Source organism: Aetokthonos hydrillicola CCALA 1050, assembly GCF_017591665.1.
In the GTDB taxonomy this organism is placed as follows: domain Bacteria; phylum Cyanobacteriota; class Cyanobacteriia; order Cyanobacteriales; family Nostocaceae; genus Aetokthonos; species Aetokthonos hydrillicola.
Genome location: NZ_JAAKGC010000072.1, coordinates 1 through 21,059, shown reverse-complemented (window position 1 = coordinate 21,059; position 21,059 = coordinate 1). Strand labels below are relative to the sequence as shown.

The following is a 21,059-nucleotide window of genomic DNA, read 5'->3' as shown; positions in this document are numbered from 1 at the left end:
TCAACCGAAACGTCCAGAAACGTAGTCACGCGTACGCTCATCAAGAGCATTGCTAAAAATTTGAGTTGTTGCTCCAAATTCTACCATTTCACCAATGCGACTTTCATCAGTGCTAAAGAAAGCTGTAAAATCGGAAACACGTGCTGCTTGTTGCATATTGTGGGTGACGATCACAATTGTGAGTTCGTCGCGTAAACTATAAATCAGCTCTTCGATTTTCATTGTAGCAATGGGGTCGAGAGCGGAACATGGTTCATCCATCAACAGCACTCTAGGTTTAACAGCTAAAGCACGAGCAATACAGAGTCGCTGCTGTTGACCTCCAGAAAGACCTAATGCTGATTTATGGAGCTTATCCTTTACCTCATTCCAGATAGCAGCGCCTTTGAGCGCTATTTCGACAATTTCATCTAACTCTGTTTTCGGACGCCATCCAGCGATTTTTACCCCGTAAGCAACATTGTCGTAAACACTCATCGGGAAGAGGTTTGGCTTTTGGAATACCATGCCAATTTGGCGGCGCAGCCGATTTAAATTGACTCGAGGATTATAAATATTTTGGTTAAAAAATTCTACCGTTCCTTCAACCTTAACTTCTGTCTCTAGTTCACTAATACGATTAAGTGATTTAATGAAAGTTGATTTTCCACAACCACTAGGGCCTATAATTGCTGTTACATGGTTTTGGTAAATTTCGATTGACACCCCTTGCAAAGCTTTAGAAGTGCCATAATAAAAGCTGAGGTTTTTAACTTTAATAGCCGGTTTTAACTTATTCATAAGTTGAGTTCAATAATCAAAAAGGACTGCTACGATATTTATCTGTATTTTTTTTCAAATAAGAACATCTTGTAGGGTCTTACAACAGTTTGCCCCTACAAGCCTAGATTAGTATAAAAAAATCAATCATGATTGGTTCTTCCTGCTGGTTACTATACGAGATAAAAGACTAATCAATAGAACGATTCCAACTAACACAAGAGATGCAGTCCAAATTAATTGAGTTTTTTCAGGAGCAGGATCATTATAAAAATTAAAAATTAATACTGATAGCGAAGCTGTTGGACTTAATAGATTTTGTGACCAATCTAAACTGAATAACGAGGTAAAGATCAGAGGTGCTGTTTCGCCAGCCGCACGAGCTAAAGCTAGCAAAACTCCTGTTGTAATTGCGGGAATTGCAGCAGTAACAACAACGCGAAAAGTGGTTTGTAAGCGAGTACCTCCTAAAGCTGCAGATCCAAGGCGTAAAGATTTGGGAACAAGTTTTAAGGCTTCTTCGGTGGTTAATACCACAACAGGTAACATAATCACTGCTAAAGCAAAACCACCTGCGATCGCACTAAATTGCTTAGTTATTAATACTATAACACCATACGCAAAGATCCCCACAATAATTGAAGGAACCCCGGTAAGGATAGATGTGATAAAGCGAACAACGCGACCAATGTTAGTTCCCTGAGCAATTTCCGACAAAAATACTCCAGTCATCACCCCAGTAGGAACGCTTATTAATGCAGCAATTGCCACCATAACTAGGGTACCAAGAATCGCATTTCCAAAACCATTTTCAATCACTGACGCTGTAAACATTGATGGTTTAAGGCTACCAATTCCCTCTGTGATTATTTTCCATAATATTGACAGCAAAGGAATTAAGGCTAAACCTGTCAGAATGAATGCGATCGCATTCATCCCATAGTCAAATAATCGTCTTCTTGCTGGTAAAGGACTGTGCAATTCTGCTGCTAGAGACTCATCTATTTTAGATACTTGATTTCCACTCATCTGTGTTACCCGTTCTCATATTCAATTTGGGGATTGGGCTCTTAAACAGTGAACAGTAATCAGTAATCAAGGCGTATAGTGCAGTGTTTCGCGTTCCGATAAACACATTATTCTTGACTGATAACTGATAACTGTTTAAGGAAACTATTTATTTTTCCTACTAATAAACTGCACAATTGTTAAAGCAGCAATATTGACGGCTAAAGTTAGAGCAAACAAAATTAAACCCAAGTAGGTTAAGGCTCCGATGTGCAAAGGATCTTGAGCTTCAGCAAATTCATTGGCTAAAATTGAAGGGATAGTATACGCTGGGTCAAGCAATGAAGCACTAACTTGTGCCGAATTACCAACCACCATAGTAACAGCCATTGTTTCGCCTAAAGCTCTTCCCAGTGCTAGCATTGCTCCACCAACAATTCCAGAAAATCCAGCAGGCAAAATCACTCGAAAAATTGTTTCCCATCGAGTAGAGCCTAAAGCCATAGATCCGGTACGTAACTCTTTTGGGATTGCTAGTAACACATCACGGCTAATTGCTGCCATTGTAGGCAAAATCATAATCGCGAGAATAAAGCCCGCCGTCAACATATTAAACCCACTAGGATCTTGGGTGTTGAATAAGGGTATCCAGTGAAAAATGTCAAATAGCAATTTTTCCAACGGGACAAGAAACGGAATGAAGACAAAAATACCCCATAAACCGATAACCACACTAGGAATCGCAGCGATTAGCTCCACAATAAAAGCTATGATTGTTCGGACTGAGGGGGGAAGGAAATTTTCGCTTGTAACTAAAGCTACAGAAAGTCCTATTGGTATAGCCACTAAAATGGCGATCGCACTACTTACCAAAGTCCCGTAGATATAAGGCAATGCACCAAAAACCAGCTTACCAGTATCCCATTGTTGACTCCATAAGAACCCCAGTCCAAACTTATTAATTGCTGGTTGCGCTTGGTGAAAAACTATCCAACTCATCCAAAAAAGCACACCAACCGTGAAGGCTGCAAAAATATAAGTTAGCCATGTAAATCCTTGGTCTAGCCTCAAATTTCCATCACGGGTAACTGTAAGATCAAGATTTTCGTCAACCAAACTTGGCTGCTTTGTATAAGCTGATTCAGAGGAATTTGCCATAGAAGGGAGTAGGGAGCAGGGAGTAGGGGAGCAGGGGAGCAGGGGAGCAGGGGGAGCAGGGTGAGCAGGGTGAGCAGGGTGAGCAGGGGAGCAGGGGAGCAGGGGAGCAGGGGAAGTAGAGTTCGAACCCCTAATCAATAGCCATGCCCCATGCCCAATGCCCCATGCCCCATGCCCCATGCCCCATGCCCAATCCCCTTAAAAATTACTTAACAGAACTATTAACTGTTTGCACCACTTGGTTTGCTACACCACTCGGAATGCGAGTGTAGTTGAGGCTATCGTTGTACTGCTGACCCTCAGTTAATATCCAATTGACCCATTTTTTGACAGCTTCTGCTTTAGCAGGGTTAGGGTAATTTTTGTAAACCATTATCCAGGTCAAACCAACGATAGGATAGCCTTGGTCTGGATCACCAACAAAAACACGGAAATTATCTGGAAAATTGACTGTAGACAAGGCTTGGTTAGCGCCTTCTAAAGAAGGAGCCACAAATTCTCCTTTCTTGTTTTGCACTAGTGCTGATTTCAGTTTATTGGTTTGAGCATATTGATACTCAACATAGCCAATAGAACCAGCAGTACGAGACACTAAGTTAGCTACCCCTGGATTTCCTTTACCTTTTAGAGCATTTGGGATAGTCCAGCTTGGGGATTTGCTGGTTCCAATTCTGCCTTTAAAATATGGACTGATGCTAGTCAGGTGATTAGTGAAGATAAAAGTTGTACCGCTACCATCAGCACGAACCACAGCTTTGATAGGAGTGCTTGGGAGATTTACACCAGGATTATCTGCTTTAATTTGTGGGTCGTCCCATTTGGTAATTTGACCAGAGAAAATGCCTGGTAGTGTCTTGCGAGATAGTTTGAGTTCACTTACACCAGGAATATTATAAACAATAGAAACCGCACCACCTGCAGTAGGTACGAGAACAACTCCATTCTTGACTTTAGCGATTTCTCCATCTGTCATCGCAGCATCACTAGCACCAAAGTCAACTGTTCCATTAGTAAATTGACTTATACCACCACCACTACCGATAGCTTGATAGTTAATCGAAAGCTCTGGATTTTTTTTCTTGACTTCGCGAGCATATTGTACATAGAGTGGAGCTGGGAAAGTTGCTCCTGCACCATTAAGAGTCTCAGCTTTAGCAGCTGCTGTAAAAACAGGTCCTAATGCAACAGCTGTCGCAAAAACTGAGGTAACTGCTACACGGTTTAAAAGAGTAGTATAAAAAACCATATCTCCTCATTCACTAAAAAAACGCAGAATTTTGTTGGTCGTGAACACGAAATTAGACTACAATGTATATGGTTAACAAAAGTTTAAGAATAAATAGATGGGAATTTAAATATTGGTTAAAAGTAGACTGAAATGATAAAAGCAGGAGTCAGGAGTCAGAATTCAAGAGTCAGAATAAATAAAATTATTGTATTTAAACCCAACGAGATTTAACTTTTGAATGAGTGACTTTTGACTTGGAGCGAAGCGACTGGCTCCTGTATTCTTCAAATTGAGACGTTTTACTAAAACAATGGCAAGAGATTTACGGGGATTTATCAAACTCTTAGAAGAAAGAGGACAATTGCGGCGAATTTCAGCTTTAGTTGATCCAGATTTAGAAATTGCTGAAATCGCAAACCGGATGTTACAAAAAGGTGGTCCCGGTTTACTATTTGAGAATGTTAAAGGTGCTTCTTTTCCAGTCGCGGTGAACTTGATGGGAACCGTGGAAAGAATATGCTGGGCGATGAATATGGAGCAACCTGAAGAACTAGAAGTTTTGGGTAAAAAGCTGTCGATGTTACAACAGCCGAAACCGCCTAAAAAGATTTCTCAAGCGGTTGAGTTTGGTAAGGTGTTGTTTGATGTGCTTAAGGCAAAACCAGGACGTGACTTTTTCCCAGCGTGTCACCAAGTTGTTGTTCAAGGCGATGATTTGGATTTGAACACTTTACCCTTGATACGTCCATATTCCGGTGACGCTGGCAAGATTATCACCTTAGGGTTGGTGATTACTAAAGATTGTGAAACAGGTACACCAAATGTGGGTGTGTATCGTTTGCAATTACAATCCAAAAATACCATGACCGTTCACTGGTTATCGGTGCGCGGTGGAGCAAGGCATTTGCGCAAAGCCGCAGAACGTGGGAAAAAATTAGAAGTGGCGATCGCGCTTGGTGTAGATCCCTTGATTATTATGGCTGCTGCTACACCAATACCTGTAGATTTATCTGAGTGGTTGTTTGCTGGGCTTTATGGTGGTTCTGGTGTGCAGTTGGCAAAGTGTAAAACTGTAGATTTAGAAGTTCCAGCCGATTCAGAATTTGTGCTGGAAGGAACAATCACACCAGGGGAAGAATTACCTGATGGTCCCTTTGGTGATCATATGGGATATTATGGCGGGGTAGAAAATTCACCGTTGATTCGTTTTCATTGTTTGACGCACCGCAAAAACCCGATTTACTTGACTACATTTAGCGGACGTCCACCTAAAGAAGAAGCGATGATGGCGATCGCGCTCAACCGTATCTACACTCCTATTTTGCGGCAACAAGTATCAGAAATCGTCGATTTCTTTTTGCCCATGGAAGCTTTGAGTTACAAAGCGGCGATTATATCTATAGATAAAGCATATCCAGGACAAGCACGACGCGCTGCCTTAGCATTTTGGAGCGCATTACCCCAGTTTACCTACACTAAGTTTGTGATTGTTGTAGATAAAAATATCAATATTCGGGATCCGCGTCAAGTTGTGTGGGCGATTAGTTCTAAAGTTGATCCTACGCGAGATGTGTTTATCTTGCCAAACACACCGTTTGATAGTTTAGATTTTGCCAGTGAAAAGATTGGCTTGGGTGGAAGAATGGGAATTGATGCAACAACAAAGATTCCACCAGAAACCGAACATGAATGGGGTACAACCCTTGAGTCTGATCCAGATGTTGCAGCGATGGTTGAAAGACGTTGGACAGAATACGGTTTGGCAGATTTACAGTTAGGGGAAGTTGATCCAAATTTGTTTGGGTATGATGTTGGGTGAAGCGGGTGATTGAACCTCTAGGGTGATTATGATAAACTCTCTCATAAGAGAATATAGGGCAAAACCTTGTATCTTTGAGAATTTGCACATCGCGTAAAATATGTCTACTCATCAACTACCTGACGGTCCTCAAACTCACCCTTTGGTACAAACATTCCAATGGATGACTCAGCCCGTAGAATACATGGAATCTTGTGCTCAACGCTATGGTGATATCTTCACTCTCAGGCTTGGTCCAAGTTTTCAGCCACATGTGTTAATAAGTAACCCTCAGGCTCTTCAGCAGATTTTTACCACCGATTCAAAACTGTTGGAATCTGGTGAATCAGCAGGTTTTGTCTCGGATTTCTTTGGGCAACAATCAATACTAGCGTTGGAAGGCAAGCGTCACCAGCGACAACGAAAGTTGTTGACACCTCCCTTTCATGGAGAAAGAATGCTAGCTTACGGTGACATAATCTGCGATATTACCAAGCAAGTGGCGAGTCAGTGGCCGGTTGGTGAACCTTTTTCTGTCGTGCCTTCTGTGCGATCACTCATCTTCGATGTTATTGCAAAAGCTATCTTTGGTACAGAGGAAGATGCATTTTACAAAAAGTTCAAAGAACTTTTCATTGCATTCCTCACTCCCAAGAGACCTTTATTAAGAGCTAGTATGTTTCTTTTCCCATTTGTCCAAAGGGCTTTAAGTCCTTTGAGTCCTTGGAAAAAGTTGATACAGCAACTAGAGGAAATAAACGAACTCCTCTACGCCAACATTCGGGAACGCAAAGAGCAACCAAACGATCCATCTCGCAGTGATCTTCTCTCTATGATCATGTCGGCTCGAGATGAGCAGGGTCAGCCGATGACAGATTTAGAGATACGCGATCAGGTGATCGCACTATTGGTAGGGGCTTACGAAGCCCCTAAAACTGCCGTATCTTGGGCACTATATTGGATTCACTATCACAGCGAAGTGCACACAAAATTACTGCAAGAACTCGATAGCTTGGGTGAAAACCCAGATGTGAATACTATTCTTAATTTGCCCTATTTACATGCTGTCTGTTCTGAAGTACTGCGCCTTTACCCAGCGGCACTCTTGGGCTTCAATCGAGTGATTAAATCACCGCTAGCAATTGGGGGCTATCAGTTTGAGCCTGGTACTCTCCTGCTTATCTGTATTTATCTAACTCATCATCGCCAAGATTTATATCCCAATTCAAAACAGTTTAAACCAGAGCGTTTTCTGGAACGTCCATTTGCGTCTTATGAGTATTTACCATTTGGCGGTGGTAACCGACGCTGTATTGGTATGACATTTTTCTGGTTTGAAATGAAACTGATTTTGGTAACAATTTTGTCGCACTTTCAGATGGAATTAGTTGATAGCAAACCAATCCAGCCAGTACTTAAGCCAGTAATTAGAGGACTTCAATTATTAGGACCAGAAGTAGGACCTAAAGATGTGCGGATGGTGATAAAGGGGGTAAGGTCTCAAAATCAGCGTGTTTTGGTGACCAAATGAATTCCGGCTTCTACCACCAGTTCTGCTAAAGCTTTGGGTAGTCCTGCATAGTAATGGTAAGTGGGTACGAGCAACGCCACCTAGCCCGGATTTATCACAAAGAATGAGAAAATAGGGATCAAAAACTACCACAATCTATACTGCACAAGTATCCCAGCAGTCTAAACATATACCAAATTTTGCTCAAACCAATGATTTTTTCTCACTTGTGAGAAATCCGGACTAGAACGGGAGCAAGATGCTTCCGCTGACTATACCCTGACCAAAATAATTACAATATCTCAAACGATGATTTTATTTTTTTTAGCTGGAAAGGCAGAGAGCAGAAGGTATTTATGGATTTATCCCTGCCCCTTATCCCCAGAGGGGACCCCACCTTCCCCGGAATGGCCGAACCCTCTGGGCGACCGGAGGAAGCGCTCGTGTTTAAGCCTCTAGTACTCTATTTTGCTCAAAATGAGAATTGCTGCTTGTCAAGATTTCAGTGAGAATTAGAAGCTATAGTTGCTTCAATAATACAAATCTCTTCAATCGTAGGAACAATCCGAGCTATTTCCAACCCTGCTTGCTCTAGGATGGCTTTAAATTCTTCCTCTGTACGTTCTTTTCCTCCTGGACACATTACTAACATATTGATATCGAACATTCTCGCTAATGGAGATGGAGAATTCTCTAAAATAACTTTTTCTATAATCAAAATTTTGCCGTGAGCAGGCATGGCTTGACGACAGTTTTTCAGGATAGCGATTGCCCGCTCATCATCCCAATCGTGAATGATATATTTGAGTAAATATGCGTCTCCACTAGGAGGAACAAAATCAAAAAAGCTACCACCAATTACTTTACACCGCTCTATAATCCCATGTTCTTTGAGTATAGGTAAACAACGATCAATCACATGGGCTTCATCGAAAAGAATGCCGTGGCTATGAGGATATCGTTGCAACAGAATTGCAATCATCTTTCCATAACCGCCTCCTACATCCACAAGAGTTTGAAAACCTGAAAAATCATACGCGTCAATCATCGCTGCGACCTCCAATTCTGCAGAGTTATTCATAGACCGTTCAAAGATTTCTGCAGCAGTAGGATTTTGTTGATAATACTCAAACAAATTCATCCCAAAACGTTCCTCAAAGGCAGGTTTTCCTGTTTTGATGGTATGGAGTAGCCCTCCCCACGTCTGATAAAATTCAGGTTCTCCCCACATAATCACTATGTTCCTTACTGAATGGGGAACGTCGCTACATAAGCATTCTGCCAAGGGTGTCAAAGTGTATTGTTGGGATTCTGTTGCTGTGAAAATTCCCAGACTTGTCAATGCATTCATAAGCCGCTGGAGAGATTGAGGATCGCTTTGAGTAGCTGAAGCCAGTTCAATACAGGATAGGGGACTCTTCTTAAGATGATCAGCAATTCCCAATTTTGCGGCTACATATACACATTGAGATAGCAAATATCCCTTACTCATGTGGAGTAATTCAATATGGAGAGGTAGTTGAGACATAACCATAAGTCCTAGTGTTGAGACAATATATTATTCTTGCATATAAGTAGGCAGCACCTGAAAAAACATGAATTAAGTAGTCGTCATGAACTGCGTACACCAGCAGGCATGAAAATGGAAATTGTCGGTGGAACCATAATATTGCCGTTTTTACGTGCTTATGCTTCCAATTGGCTTTGGCAACATTATGCTTCTGATGCTTCAAATCCTTATAAATTATTTCATGGCTGCATGAGCGATCAGGCATTGCACCTGTTACCTACTCTCTGGTTTCGCAATACTTGGTCTTGGAATGGAGATGCGGATAAACCTACTTTAAAAGAGATTAAATCAGGTAATAACTGCAATATTATTGAAGCATCTCACCCAACTTTAGGAAAGAGATGGCTGTATTGTCCTACAGGGTCTGGTAAGATGATGACACTTTGGGAAGTTGCATCAGAATTATCTCAAAGGCTGACTAGAATTTTCTTGCAAAATTCCTCTGGTCAACGTCCTGTTTATGGTGGGATACAGAAATTTCAAAATGACCCCCACTGGCAAAATTTGATTTTATTCCATGAGTATTTTCATGGCGATAATGGAGCTGGAATTGGAGCCAGTCATCAAACTGGCTGGACGGGTTTAGTCGCTCAACTTATTCAGCAATTTGGTGAATATGAGATACAACATCGCGAATCAGACATTGAGCAGAATAAAGAGGTGATTGCTCTAGCGTGAATCTGGCCTAATCACTGCTTTTATAGCAATCTTATCGGGAAAGGCAGAGGGCATTCCGAGAAGGGGTTCATCCCCTTCTCGGAATGCCCTATGACTGGAAGGAACAAAGGTTTAAGACCCCAACTTCAAATTGAAGCTTCGGCTTCGCTCAGCTTCAAAGAAAGAGCAAAGCCGAAAGATAGCTAAGCGACACGTTCAATTAAATGCTCACCTACCCGTAAAGCATTAGCAATAATTGTCATTAAATATCCAATACGATCTGAGAACTGCCAGGTTGAGAAATACAAATTAATACGGAATCGTGATCAATATCCGCAGTTGCTTCCTCTATATAATCAACGGTTCCCGCGCTAATTTTACACATACAAGTTCCACAAATCCCGGCACGACAACTAAAAGGTGGATTCATACCATTAGCTTCAGCAAATTCTAAAATAGTACCATCGCCCTGTTTCCAATTCAAAGTTTTACCTGATGTTGCAAACAAAATTTCCGCTGCGGTTACACCACTATTAGCAGTGAGATTAAGTTCTTTTTGCTCAGATGAAAGTTTGAGTGGTTTGCTAAAAGATTCAAAGAAAACTTGACTACTTGGTACTCCTAACTCCTTCAATCCTGTTATAATTGACTCCATAAAACCTGGAGAACCGCATAGAAAATATTCAGCTTTTTGTCCAACTAACTGTTGAATTAAAGCAGCATCAACATAACCAACGCTATGGTATTTTCCTTGATCTTCTGGCGTGGGGCGACTGTAACGATAATGCACATTGAAATTCGGATTTTGTTGAGAAACTTTCATTACCTCATCAACAAAAGCATGATACCTACCATCCCTAGCACCGTGTATAAACCAAATAGGGCGATTTGGATTGAGCCGAGTACAAGCTTTTGCCATACTGATCATCGGTGTAATTCCCACCCCATTGCTAATTAACACTACAGGAATAGACTTTTGTACATCTAAAACAAACTTACCGGTTGGTGGTTTTGCAGCAATTATCGAACCTTCATGAATAGAATCGTGCATAAAATTAGATGCTATTCCTGGCGGTACGTCTAAATCCTTAGGTGCTGGCTCTCGCTTAATTGAAAGACGATAATATTCACAATTTTCACTATAATCAGAGAGAGAATAAGTGCGAATTACAGGTTTATCTTGTCCAGGGATGTCAAGCTTAATGGTTAAAAATTGACCTGGTCTAAAATTAGGAATTAGATCATTGTCTTCTGGTTTCAAGTAAAAAGAAGTTATTTCTTCGCTTTCTTTTTCTTTGTGGAAGATTACAAAATTTCGCCAATCCTTCCAAGTATCATTGTCTAATAATTCTGAAAAAGATGTTTGTTGATTTCCACGAGAAATTGATTTTTTTTCATTTGGCTTACTTGTATAAATTAAACCAAAAACTGCACCACAGCCCGCACCCAGCAACGAAGAATATATCCCGAAGCTATAAGCTGATTTATCCTTAGAATTCGTCACCCCAATTACTAAAGCTGCTGTTAAAGTTGTAACAGAGAAAATTGTAGCTGCTGCCGTTAAACTTCTTATTAATCGGTTGTTAATTCTTCCCAAACTTTCTAGCATAATTATCCCCTCTGTTTACGATAGTATCTGTAATATGCGTGGGAAGGTTGCGCGATCGCAAACAGGTTTTTCCAAATCTGCTTTCAAGGTGTAACCATGAGATTGAGGACAATTAGCCATATGACAATTACCACCAATAGCCTCTACCTTTGCTAGGGTTTCCTCTGCTCCTTCTGGGTGAGAGCGATAGTTAATCACAACATTTGCTCCTGCTTGAGCCAGACGTAAGACAATTCCTTGTCCGATTCCTTGACTACTACCTGTAACTAGGGCAACTTTACCTTCTAAATTCATAAATTTTCTCCTGATAAAGTGTTTTGCGGTCACGAATGGAAATCCCTGAAAACAGCAATGATTAGATTCGCTTTGAATTTGAGCTTTAACCTGATTATTGATTGAATAATTACTTCAAATAGAATAAGTCGCTATATTTAGCTGAGAATGAGCCGTTGCTGAGAAGAAACTTAAATTTAGCTGTGACTGGATACACATTTGTCAAAGATAGTGCAGGTTAAGAATTTGTAGCTTGATTTTAGACGGTTGGTCTGATTTGTTGAGAAAATGCTGAGAATTTACTAAATCTAATTAACAGAAAAATTCATCAAAATCATGAAATAGCTTCAATAAACTCTCAGTTCCAACTGCAATAGTTTAGCTGTTCGAGGTAAGTTAAACATCTAGGAACTACACATTTTTCTACTGTTCAACTTTCGGTCTTGTGGTAGCAGTAAAAGAAGGTCAATTTTTTGAGGAAGTTTGTTATGGAAGCGAAAGATTTCTTGGCTTTATTACATCCGGCGCTCGCAGTTTTTTTTGTTTTCCCTTTAATCGGGATTGTGGTTAATTTTGCTTGGCAAACTCGCCAGCGTCGTCTAGAAAGTGCATCAGGTGGTAAAAGCAAAATTCCTCCAGTTTTTGGACGAGAACACGTTAATATTGGGCGTTTTTTAAGTGGTTCTATAGTAGGTTTGACCCTCTTAGGACTTGGATATTCTATCTTTTCTAAAATGTTGAAAAACCAAGTATTTGTAAAAGAGCCTTTGCGGGAAATTTTTGTAGTTGCTATAACTTTTGCGACTATCGCTTCATTGATACTACTATACAGGGCCACAACCAAAATATGGAGAGGAGTGTTTGCAACTTTAACGGGTATGGGGTTAATTTTATTAGGTTGTCAACCAGAAGTATACCGTCGAGGCAATGAGTGGTATGTATCACATTATTATTATGGTATTACTGCTGCAATGTTAATGATTTTTTCCCTAGCAATTATTCAAGAAATTTACAAAGATAGAACTAATCGTTGGCGAACGGTTCACACAGTCTTAAACGTTTTTGCTGTGCTGCTGTTTCTCGGACAAGGAATGACAGGAACCCGTGATCTATTAGAGATACCTCTAAGTTGGCAAGAAAAATATGTTTATAAACTTTACGAACTGCAATGTAATGTTAAGCATTGTATAATTCAGGTCAGTCCAGAGACAAAATAGTCTATTGTAACCCTTCTAGTACGTTCTGATACTGTGGAATTTTTTATGGCTTGTCCAAATAAGATTGGTTCAATACTTCTATAACGGTAGTTAGCATCTTCTAAATCTTTTTGACTGGCTGACAGGAGTATGATCTTTACTTGGTCGCTGCTACTATTAAAGTGTTGAATGCACTGTTTGTTCTCATTCGGACAGACCATTTGGTAGTGATTAATCGTGAGGATGAAAAAGCTGCATGAAAATTTGTACGCTCAGGTGATGTTGGCACAAACGCCCAGTTTATACCAAGAATTAACTGTTAGCACACAAAGCTAAGTCCTTTAATATTAGATACAGATATTTGCTAAATGTGAATGTATTGGCAGTGTAATTGCTGTTGATTGATTTGCTAAGGTCTTTGTTTACCTTCTAGTTCTAATCTCATAACTAAAGACTTAGAGCGATTATACAAATACATTGTAAAAATTATACTCCTCAGTTTATAGTTTAATAATCAGGTTACAGCTATAGCATACCTAAGTCAAAGAGGTTAATAAAGTCACTGACCCCTGCTTTAAAGCAGAGGCTTGAAAGAGAAAGACTAACCACCTTTTAAATTCAAGTTAAACCAGTGTCTAGACGCTAGAAGGCAAGTCTTCTAGGACAAACAACTGAGTAGATTAAGCGTGGTAGCTAAAAAGAATGCTATAGCTAAATCCTACTTAATATATGATCAAAAAATCTGCATTATTCTCTTATGAACTCACCACAATCTATAAATTTTTTTAATAAATTATTACTAATTGTAAAGCGCCGTTGGTTACCAGCTTTAGTAATCTTTTTTCCTGTTTTATTGATTTCTAATTTTATTTTTTCTTTTAAAAGACCATACTATATCTCTGAAGGTAAATTGCTTTTTCAAAGAAAAAAAATAATATCATCTTTACCAGACTCTCCAGGAGAAGTAAGTAAATTAGAAACAGTAGCACTGGACAATGGTAATCCTTTAAATACAGAAGCAGAAGTTTTACGTTCTATCTCTCTTGTCAAAAAGACTATAGATCAACTTAGTTTAAAACAACCAGATGGAACCCCCCTAAAAACGGAGGATTTTCTTGAACGATTGACTGTAAGTGATATAGAAAAAACCGACATTCTCAAAGTTTCTTATAAAGACAAAAACCCTGAAACAGCAGCAGCAGTAGTTAATACACTGATAAATTTTTATTTAGACTATAACGTATCTTCCCAGAGAATGGAAGTTGCGGCGGCTCGGAAATTTATAGAAGAACAAGTACCAAAAGCTGAGTCAGTTGTGAGCCAAGCCGAAAATGAACTAGCAGATTTTAAAGAAAAGAACAAAATTGTTTCCCTATCAGAAGAAGCAACTAAAGCTGTCGACATAATTACAGATTTGCAAAAGCAAATGAGCCAAGTTCAATCTGATATTGCGAATGCTAATGCGCAATCTCTATTGCTTCGTGAAGACTTGAGTACGAACCGTAAGCAAGCAATAAATAAGACTTCTATCAGCCAATCTTCTGGTGTACAAGATATTCTTAAAGAAGTTCAACAGTTAGAGTCTCAGCTAGCAGCTAAACGCACTCTCCTCCAAGATACCCATCCCGAAATAATTAATTTACAAAACAAGTTAGCAGCATTAAAAGACTTACTACAACGGCGAATTAAACAGGTAGCGGGAACTGCTCAACAGCCAGAAACAAATACAAACCTTCAAATTGGAGCTTTGCAAGAACAACTTAGTGGAGATCTTTTCAAATTAGAGTCATCCAGTATCGGTTTAACTAGCCAATATGCTGCTTTATCTAGTATCCAAGCTAAGTACAAGCAACGCCTTAACAGTTTGCCTAGATTGGAACAACAACAGCGCCAGTTAGAACGCAAAGTGCAAGTAGCACAATCAAACTACTCACTACTGCTACAAAAGCTACAAGAGAGCCGAATCGCAGAAAATCAAAATATAGGTAACGCCAGCTTAGTGTCTAGTGCACAAGTTCCTCAAAAACCGATTGCTTCTCCTATAGTTTCGTACCTGAGTGCAAGTTTGTTGAGTACTATGGCTGCTTTAGCAACGGTCTTGTTTTTAGAAGCAACAGATAAATCTATTAAAACTGTTGATGAGGCGAAGCAATTAACAGGATTAACTTTACTGGGAATAATTCCTTCATTTAATAAGCCAAAACGTTGTGGTGGTCATCAACAGACGGAATTATTTAACTCTGGGCTTGTTGTTAGGGATACTCCTCGATCCGCAATTAGCGAAGCTTTCCGAATGCTGCGGGCAAATTTGAGGTTTGTGAATGCTGATAAACAGGTAAAAGTTATCGTTGTCACTAGTTCCGTACCCAGAGAAGGTAAGTCAACAGTTGCTGCAAATTTAGCGATCGCAATGGCGCAGACAGATCGTAAAGTTTTACTAATAGATGGGGATATGTATCGCCCAGCTCAGCACCAGATTTGGGAAGTACCCAATAATCAAGGTTTAAGCAATGTGATTATCGGACAAACCCAGCTCAACAATGCTGTTCAACAAGTCATGGATAATTTGGATCTCCTCACGTCTGGCTTTGTTCCTCCTAGCCCAGCATCTCTCCTCGACTCAAAACGAATGGCATATCTAATGGAAACTTTTGTTGTCAATTATGACTTTATAATCATCGATACTCCCGCGTTAACGGTTGCAGCTGATGGTGCAATTCTAGGTCAAATGACTGATGGTGTTTTGTTCGTAGTTCGTCCAGGAGTTGTTGATTCTGTGAATGCACGTGCTGCTTGTGCGCTATTAGCAAAATCTCGTCAAAATGTTCTGGGACAGGTGGTGAATGGTGTTATACCAAAAAACGAACCCCACAGCTACTATTACTTTACTGAAGAGTACGAGCAGGACAATACTAAACTGTCACGGCTTTAACTTACTGAGCAGATAAGTGAATAAAGATATCAGTGTTGAACTTCTCTAGCTGCCTCACTATAGCATGATAGGGAATCTGATGAGGAAAATTTGCTATGTCCGACGACTCAAAAACACCATCACCTGCCCTATTTTTAAACACAGTCAACGCTTACCAGCGCACCAGAGCAATTAGCGCTGCAATTGAACTTGAGATTTTCACTACCATTGGGGAAGGAATTGAGTCGGTTCAATCACTGGCACAAAAATGCCAAACCTCTGAGCGAGGAATGCGGATTTTATGCGATTACTTAGTAATTCTTGGGTTTTTAGTTAAGGAAGCCCAAAGCTACGGACTCACGCCTGATTCAGCAATGTTTTTAGATAGACGTAGCAAGGCTTATATGGGAGATTCAGTTGAGTTCTTATTATCTCCCTTCATAACTAACGCGTTCGATGATCTGGCTACGGCTGTTCGCCAAGGTGGTACTGTAATATCCTCTCAAGGAACTTTGTCACCCGAGAATCCTGTATGGGTAAAATTTGCTAAAGCCATGTCACCGATGATGGCAATGCCAGCAAAATTAATCGCCGATATGGTGAATGGGGATTCTCAAGAACACATAAAAGTGCTAGATATTTCTGCAAGTCACGGTTTGTTTGGTATCGCTTTTGCTCAACGCAACCCTAATGCTGAGATTTGTGGTGTTGATTGGGCACCAGTTTTAGAAGTGGCTAAACAAAACGCACAGGAGCAAGGGGTTGGCGATCGCTACCATACAATTGCTGGCAGCGCATTTGATGTAGATTACGGTCATGATTACGACGTAGTTCTACTGCCAAATTTCCTCCATCACTTTGACGTGGAGACGTGTGAAAAGCTTTTAAGAAAAATTCATAACAGCTTGAGTGTTGTTGGAAGAGTCGTTGTGTTTGAATTTATTCCTAATTCTGACCGCATTACACCACCATCAGCTGCTGCTTTCGCATTGACAATGTTAGCAACAACACCGAGTGGTGATGCCTATACCTTCGCAGAGTACGAAAGTATGTTTAACAATGCAGGTTTCTCCCATTGCCAACTCCATTCACTTCCACCTACTGACCATCAGCTAATCATTGCCAGCAATAAGCAATAAAAAAACCCAACCCACATTCAGGGTATGGGATGAGTTTAGATTCTGCGTATACTAAGAGTTAATAGTAAAAGCTTCTCAAGATAATTACATGGGAAAAAAGTCACGTGAACTAACTGACAAAAGTACTAATTTCAGATTGACTTTTGACTTCCAAGGCACCGCTCCTAGTTATTATGTGAGGCTTAGTGTAGGGAGATCTTGTAATAGATCAGCAAGGCTACAAGATTGATAGTCAAGTTCAAACGTCTTGCGGGAACATTTACTGACAAAATAATGTCTATCGGAAAATAAGTGGAACAACAAGCTGAAGACCAGAATCTCGTTGTGGATAATATCGGCCATTGTAATATCTCCGAGGATAATATTCTCGGCGAGAGTAATTATGGCGATCTTCTCGGCGACGATTTTCCCAACGATGATCTCGGTAATCTTCGCGCTAATACCGTGGACGATGGTCGTAGATCGAGTCAGCTTTAGCACTTGGAGAGAAGGCTACAGTACTTGCAGTACTCAAAGCAGTTGCCAAAACACCTAAGATAATCTTTTTCATATAACGACCCCCTGAAGTAGGAGTTTTTAAAGGACTTTGCTCGTTCACTTGATTGTTAGACTAGCGAAAGCTGATATTTTTATATTAAGAATTCAATTGCTTAGTACCTAGCGAAAAATTTACTAATTTATTTATGATAATAGTGGATAAATAAAGATGACATTAGTACTAGTCAATATTAGGAAATTTCCATAAATTAAATGACGAGTATCTACCAATAAAGTTAATTTGTTTTTAGGTTCGGAAGCTTGCTAATTTTTGGTGAGGCAAACCATACAAATTGTTTTTGAAAAATTTATGAATATAAGACCATGCTGTAAAAAAACAGCATGGTCTGTGATTAGGTATAGTGATTTTTAAGTTAATTAGATTTGCGTATAACTTCAGCTTATCGTATCTCCGTTCTGTTATCCGAATATGTTCATTTTGTGTTTTCATAATGTAAACACAAAATGAACATATTCATGCTATCATAAACGAGTGATGGTAAAGCCTAACTTGCTAACCACACTCTGCACCTTGACAACTGAAGATATGGTGCGATTCGTTTAGCCGAAACCTAAAGAGGATGGCTAGCTTTTGATTGAACACTTATCAATCAAATGACAACTCACTATACATGTAGGTGATAAAATAGAGGAGTTGGAAAATAATTTTAATACGTAACTTACAATTATAATTCAATCCGAATAAACTCAAGTCCTACCATCTCGGTGCGAGATTGAAAGCACACAGCGCCCTCTACCGTAAGGTAGAAGAGGAGTTTCCCTTACATCTGGATTGACAACTCAGATGTAAAAGCGGGAGTGAACGCAGTTGAGGCGGTAATAGCTGAAAGCGCAAGCTGCTAGCAAGGGTTCATGGGTAGAAAAGACAAAGTGTCGTCAAAACCATCGTTATCAGTTGCCAAGGGATATAAGCTTGTAGACCTCGTTCTACCTCTTGGGTCAGAAATAGCTGGCATGGGTAAGGACTATCAGGATTCTTATACCGAGATAGCGCACTTCCTACACCCCCGGTGGACAGACACGCCCTAAAAGCCCAATCAATGAATAGTGGGAACGAATAAACCCCTCATATGCTCCTGGAATCAGTAACAGGTAGGTGTCAGACCATAAGCAATGAGGGGCAGGATGGTTCAAAAAGCCAATGCCTAACTCGAATTAACGGGTAAAGCCTGAAAAGGGATGGTGTAATTACCAGGATAAGCAGACGTGAGCCGCAGTGCGGAAAAGCTAGAGGTAACAGTAGCTATGCATAAGCCTAAATCGGATTCAGAAATGAATATCGAGGGATGGAAGGATATCAACTGGCGACAAGTCGAGCGATATGTCTTTAAGTTGCAAAAACGCATCTATGCTGCTTCCCGCCACGGTGATGTCAAGCGAGTCCGCAAACTCCAAAAGACACTGATGAGGTCTTGGTCTAATAAAGTACTAGCGGTTCGTAGGGTTACAGTCGAAAACCAAGGTAAAAAGACGGCTGGTGTGGACGGTGTGAAAGCACTATCCCCAAACGCACGTCTTGAACTTGTAGGACAACTTAAGCTCACCGGTAAATCAAAACCCACTCGTAGAGTGTGGATTCCTAAGCCAGGTAGAGACGAAAAACGCCCACTAGGAATACCGACGGTGTATTCATATTGCACCTCAATTCAAGGAAGCTTAGGGATATTTTGTTGAAGCAAACGTATGTGCTTATGGTAAAGCTTTTTTGGTCAAAGCACCTAAAAGCGAAAGAAAAAATGAGGTGGTGTTGAGCCGAATAAGTGTGCTACTAGTGAGCGACTACCAGGTTTAGCGAAAACTGTGGATCAATTTCCAAGGTCGTAAGAATTGCGCTACTAGCAGAGGGCGATCGTATGGAAAAATGAAACAGAAAAATTGATGAAAAAGCCCGAAACTTGTAGCAGATCAGACATCTAGTAGACAGACGTCGGGTATCTCTTAACCGCTTCGCTTTCAGCCGTCGGACAAACCTCCGCTCTGGAATTGACTTCTAGGTGTTGCAATTGGCAGGGATCTCCAGAGCGAAGGTTGCCGCGTCTAAATTCCCAGATACCCTTAATTGCGGTGTAAGAGTATTGAAGGAAGGGGTAGACATTGTCTCACAAGGAGCTTTGCAAAGTGAGGAGCAATGTTAAGAATTCTCCGCTTTCCTATAGTAGTAGATTAGGTGTGCCACCAAGTGAGCTATGAGTCCCTAAGTGAATCACCAATACGCGGAAAGACCCTCATCTGGGTCAAAGACTAATTGTCCTTGGGGGTCATATACATAACCAGTAGGTGGAGAACAACGCAGTTCTCCTTTTTTGGCTTTGTTGAGTTTGGCTCCTTGTAAGCGTAGACGCATACCGTGCAGTTCTGTGTGGCTCCAAGTTCCCTTAAATCCCAATATCACTCGGTCATTAAAATCATTTGGGTCGTAAACCCCATCATGGTCAATTATCAAAGTATCTGTGAGCGCACAGATATCTAACAGTTTATGCCAATCTGCTTGAGAACGAGAAAACCGTGATGCTTCCAATGCAAAAACAGCTCCTACCTCGCCTAAACCGACAGCAGCCATAAGATGATGAAAATCTTCTCTTCCTGCAGTGGTTTGGCCACTTTTCCCCAAGTCACCATCTAGGACTTTGATCTGGGTTGTATCCCAACCCAAGCTATGAGCGCGGTCTGCTAAGGCATATTGCCTTTGTGTACTTTCACGGTTGAATTCTACTTGTATTTGTGTCGATTGTCGTAAGTAGACTACAGCACTCCGTTCCAGATGAGTTGTTCTGATTTTACTGTTCATCATTTTTACACCTCTTCTGGACATCCACTGGCAAGGCTTGTGGAAGTATTTTGTCCACCATCTGTGCTGTCAGTTTTATCAGGCGTTGCATGCGTTCTGAGTTGTTTTCTGGTAGAACGCCCTTTTTTGTGTTTTTTTGTGTCATTCGTTTTCTTGTGCGAAGCTTCTTCATCTTCTGGAACACAAGAAAAGTTTGACGATACTGATTTTGAACGAGCTGCCACCCACTCGCTAAGGCGCAGTAACTTCTCAGGGTCAAATAATCGGGTTGTATCTGCTCTCATTACACCAGCAGCTAGATCTACGAGGGTGGTTTCTTCTGCTGGCAAGCACAAAAATCCACCGTCTGGATGTTCTACGGTTATTTTAATCGTCAAGCCAACTTTCCGCACCTGCCTCACCACTACGCTCTTACCATACAACGGATGAATGGGATTCGTGACAGTGATAGCAGATCCCAAAAGTGTATTGAACTTTTGTGCAGTTTTATTATAGCGTGCCTACAATGTATGACCGCGCACTACAAGGTGTAGTAAAAGCTACGCTGGAACCAGAATGGGAAGCGGTCTTTGAACCAAATTCTTATGGTTTTAGACCCGGAAGGTCTTGCCACGATGCGATAAAACAGATTAAAAACTGTATTCAAAACAAAGCAAAATACGTGCTTGACGCGGATATAGCTCGTTGTTTTGACCGCATCAACCATGAAGCACTACTCCAAAAGCTTAACATCAAAGGAAAGGTTAGGCAACAAATTAAATCCTGGCTTAAATCTGGTGTTATAGATTCTGGAGTATTTACTGCTACATCTGAAGGTACAATGCAAGGTGGAGTAATTTCTCCATTACTTGCTAACATAGCCCTTCATGGCATGGAAACACGGATAAAACAAGAATT

The 21,059-nt window shown here is 40.6% G+C and carries 15 protein-coding genes and 2 pseudogenes; 8 read left to right on the top strand and 9 right to left on the bottom strand.

Translation table 11 applies throughout. From position 1 onward, the window contains the following. The 4 genes from pstB to pstS form a co-directional block, all read right to left on the bottom strand. Complete coding sequence (gene pstB, locus G4P69_RS26890) at positions 1–780, bottom strand: phosphate ABC transporter ATP-binding protein PstB (protein ID WP_208344101.1); 780 nt, start codon at positions 778–780, stop codon at positions 1–3. A gap of 126 nt (positions 781–906) precedes the next feature. Continuing rightward, positions 907–1,788, bottom strand: coding sequence for a phosphate ABC transporter permease PstA (gene pstA, locus G4P69_RS26885; protein ID WP_208344100.1), 882 nt, complete (start codon positions 1,786–1,788; stop codon positions 907–909). 144 nt (positions 1,789–1,932) lie between these two features. Then, a complete protein-coding gene (pstC, locus tag G4P69_RS26880) occupies positions 1,933–2,925 on the bottom strand; it encodes a phosphate ABC transporter permease subunit PstC (RefSeq protein ID WP_208344099.1) in 993 nt (330 codons plus the stop codon). A gap of 205 nt (positions 2,926–3,130) precedes the next feature. Further along, positions 3,131–4,171, bottom strand: coding sequence for a phosphate ABC transporter substrate-binding protein PstS (gene pstS / locus G4P69_RS26875; RefSeq protein ID WP_208344098.1), 1,041 nt, complete (start codon positions 4,169–4,171; stop codon positions 3,131–3,133). A 292-nt stretch (positions 4,172–4,463) separates the two neighbouring features. Here pstS and G4P69_RS26870 point away from each other — a divergent pair, with 292 nt between their 5' ends. Together G4P69_RS26870 and G4P69_RS26865 are read left to right on the top strand one after the other, a co-directional pair. Continuing rightward, positions 4,464–5,972 (top strand): UbiD family decarboxylase, encoded by a 1,509-nt coding sequence (locus G4P69_RS26870; RefSeq protein WP_208344097.1) that lies wholly within the window; start codon positions 4,464–4,466, stop codon positions 5,970–5,972. A gap of 100 nt (positions 5,973–6,072) precedes the next feature. Continuing rightward, positions 6,073–7,482 (top strand): cytochrome P450, encoded by a 1,410-nt coding sequence (locus G4P69_RS26865; RefSeq protein WP_208344096.1) that lies wholly within the window; start codon positions 6,073–6,075, stop codon positions 7,480–7,482. 481 nt (positions 7,483–7,963) lie between these two features. Here the strand turns inward: G4P69_RS26865 and G4P69_RS26860 are convergent, their stop codons facing one another. Next, positions 7,964–8,989: a methyltransferase gene (locus tag G4P69_RS26860; protein ID WP_208344095.1), complete on the bottom strand. Its 1,026-nt coding sequence runs from the start codon at positions 8,987–8,989 to the stop codon at positions 7,964–7,966. 393 nt (positions 8,990–9,382) lie between these two features. On the opposite strand from G4P69_RS26860, the pseudogene G4P69_RS26855 reads away from it, so the two are divergent. After that, positions 9,383–9,709, top strand: a pseudogene (locus tag G4P69_RS26855) (MGH1-like glycoside hydrolase domain-containing protein); the annotation flags it as partial. 241 nt (positions 9,710–9,950) lie between these two features. Here the strand turns inward: G4P69_RS26855 and G4P69_RS26850 are convergent. Next, complete coding sequence (locus tag G4P69_RS26850; protein ID WP_208344094.1) at positions 9,951–11,297, bottom strand: 2Fe-2S iron-sulfur cluster-binding protein; 1,347 nt, start codon at positions 11,295–11,297, stop codon at positions 9,951–9,953. A gap of 75 nt (positions 11,298–11,372) precedes the next feature. Further along, positions 11,373–11,591: pseudogene (locus G4P69_RS40065) on the bottom strand (SDR family NAD(P)-dependent oxidoreductase); the annotation flags it as partial. Positions 11,592–12,058: 467 nt separating this feature from the next. On the opposite strand from G4P69_RS40065, the gene G4P69_RS26840 reads away from it, so the two are divergent. The 4 genes from G4P69_RS26840 (at position 12,059) to G4P69_RS26825 (ending at position 19,048) form a co-directional block, all read left to right on the top strand. Then, positions 12,059–12,787, top strand: coding sequence for a DUF4079 domain-containing protein (locus G4P69_RS26840; RefSeq protein WP_208344093.1), 729 nt, complete (start codon positions 12,059–12,061; stop codon positions 12,785–12,787). 736 nt (positions 12,788–13,523) lie between these two features. Continuing rightward, positions 13,524–15,698 carry a GumC family protein gene (locus G4P69_RS26835; protein WP_208344092.1) on the top strand — a complete coding sequence of 725 codons (2,175 nt, stop codon included), beginning with the start codon at positions 13,524–13,526 and terminating at the stop codon, positions 15,696–15,698. A gap of 95 nt (positions 15,699–15,793) precedes the next feature. Beyond that, positions 15,794–16,816: a class I SAM-dependent methyltransferase gene (locus G4P69_RS26830; protein WP_208344091.1), complete on the top strand. Its 1,023-nt coding sequence runs from the start codon at positions 15,794–15,796 to the stop codon at positions 16,814–16,816. 1,764 nt (positions 16,817–18,580) lie between these two features. Beyond that, a complete protein-coding gene (locus tag G4P69_RS26825) occupies positions 18,581–19,048 on the top strand; it encodes a reverse transcriptase N-terminal domain-containing protein (protein ID WP_313890562.1) in 468 nt (155 codons plus the stop codon). 529 nt (positions 19,049–19,577) lie between these two features. Here G4P69_RS26825 and G4P69_RS26820 read toward each other — a convergent pair. Together G4P69_RS26820 and G4P69_RS26815 are read right to left on the bottom strand one after the other, a co-directional pair. Then, positions 19,578–20,165: a recombinase family protein gene (locus tag G4P69_RS26820; RefSeq protein WP_243902765.1), complete on the bottom strand. Its 588-nt coding sequence runs from the start codon at positions 20,163–20,165 to the stop codon at positions 19,578–19,580. Positions 20,166–20,167: 2 nt separating this feature from the next. Further along, positions 20,168–20,623 carry a hypothetical protein gene (locus G4P69_RS26815; protein ID WP_208346006.1) on the bottom strand — a complete coding sequence of 152 codons (456 nt, stop codon included), beginning with the start codon at positions 20,621–20,623 and terminating at the stop codon, positions 20,168–20,170. Positions 20,624–20,667: 44 nt separating this feature from the next. On the opposite strand from G4P69_RS26815, the gene G4P69_RS26810 reads away from it, so the two are divergent. Further along, positions 20,668–21,059 (top strand): reverse transcriptase domain-containing protein (locus G4P69_RS26810; protein ID WP_313890561.1); only part of this gene is annotated, 392 nt, incomplete at its 3' end.

Coding starts and splice junctions, on each gene's coding strand:
- pstB (WP_208344101.1), bottom strand. CDS start 780: ATGAATAAGTTAAAACCGGCTATTAAAGTTAAAAACCTCAGCTTTTAT.
- pstA (WP_208344100.1), bottom strand. CDS start 1,788: ATGAGTGGAAATCAAGTATCTAAAATAGATGAGTCTCTAGCAGCAGAA.
- pstC (WP_208344099.1), bottom strand. CDS start 2,925: ATGGCAAATTCCTCTGAATCAGCTTATACAAAGCAGCCAAGTTTGGTT.
- pstS (WP_208344098.1), bottom strand. CDS start 4,171: ATGGTTTTTTATACTACTCTTTTAAACCGTGTAGCAGTTACCTCAGTT.
- G4P69_RS26870 (WP_208344097.1), top strand. CDS start 4,464: ATGGCAAGAGATTTACGGGGATTTATCAAACTCTTAGAAGAAAGAGGA.
- G4P69_RS26865 (WP_208344096.1), top strand. CDS start 6,073: ATGTCTACTCATCAACTACCTGACGGTCCTCAAACTCACCCTTTGGTA.
- G4P69_RS26860 (WP_208344095.1), bottom strand. CDS start 8,989: ATGTCTCAACTACCTCTCCATATTGAATTACTCCACATGAGTAAGGGA.
- G4P69_RS26850 (WP_208344094.1), bottom strand. CDS start 11,297: ATGCTAGAAAGTTTGGGAAGAATTAACAACCGATTAATAAGAAGTTTA.
- G4P69_RS26840 (WP_208344093.1), top strand. CDS start 12,059: ATGGAAGCGAAAGATTTCTTGGCTTTATTACATCCGGCGCTCGCAGTT.
- G4P69_RS26835 (WP_208344092.1), top strand. CDS start 13,524: ATGAACTCACCACAATCTATAAATTTTTTTAATAAATTATTACTAATT.
- G4P69_RS26830 (WP_208344091.1), top strand. CDS start 15,794: ATGTCCGACGACTCAAAAACACCATCACCTGCCCTATTTTTAAACACA.
- G4P69_RS26820 (WP_243902765.1), bottom strand. CDS start 20,165: ATGATGAACAGTAAAATCAGAACAACTCATCTGGAACGGAGTGCTGTA.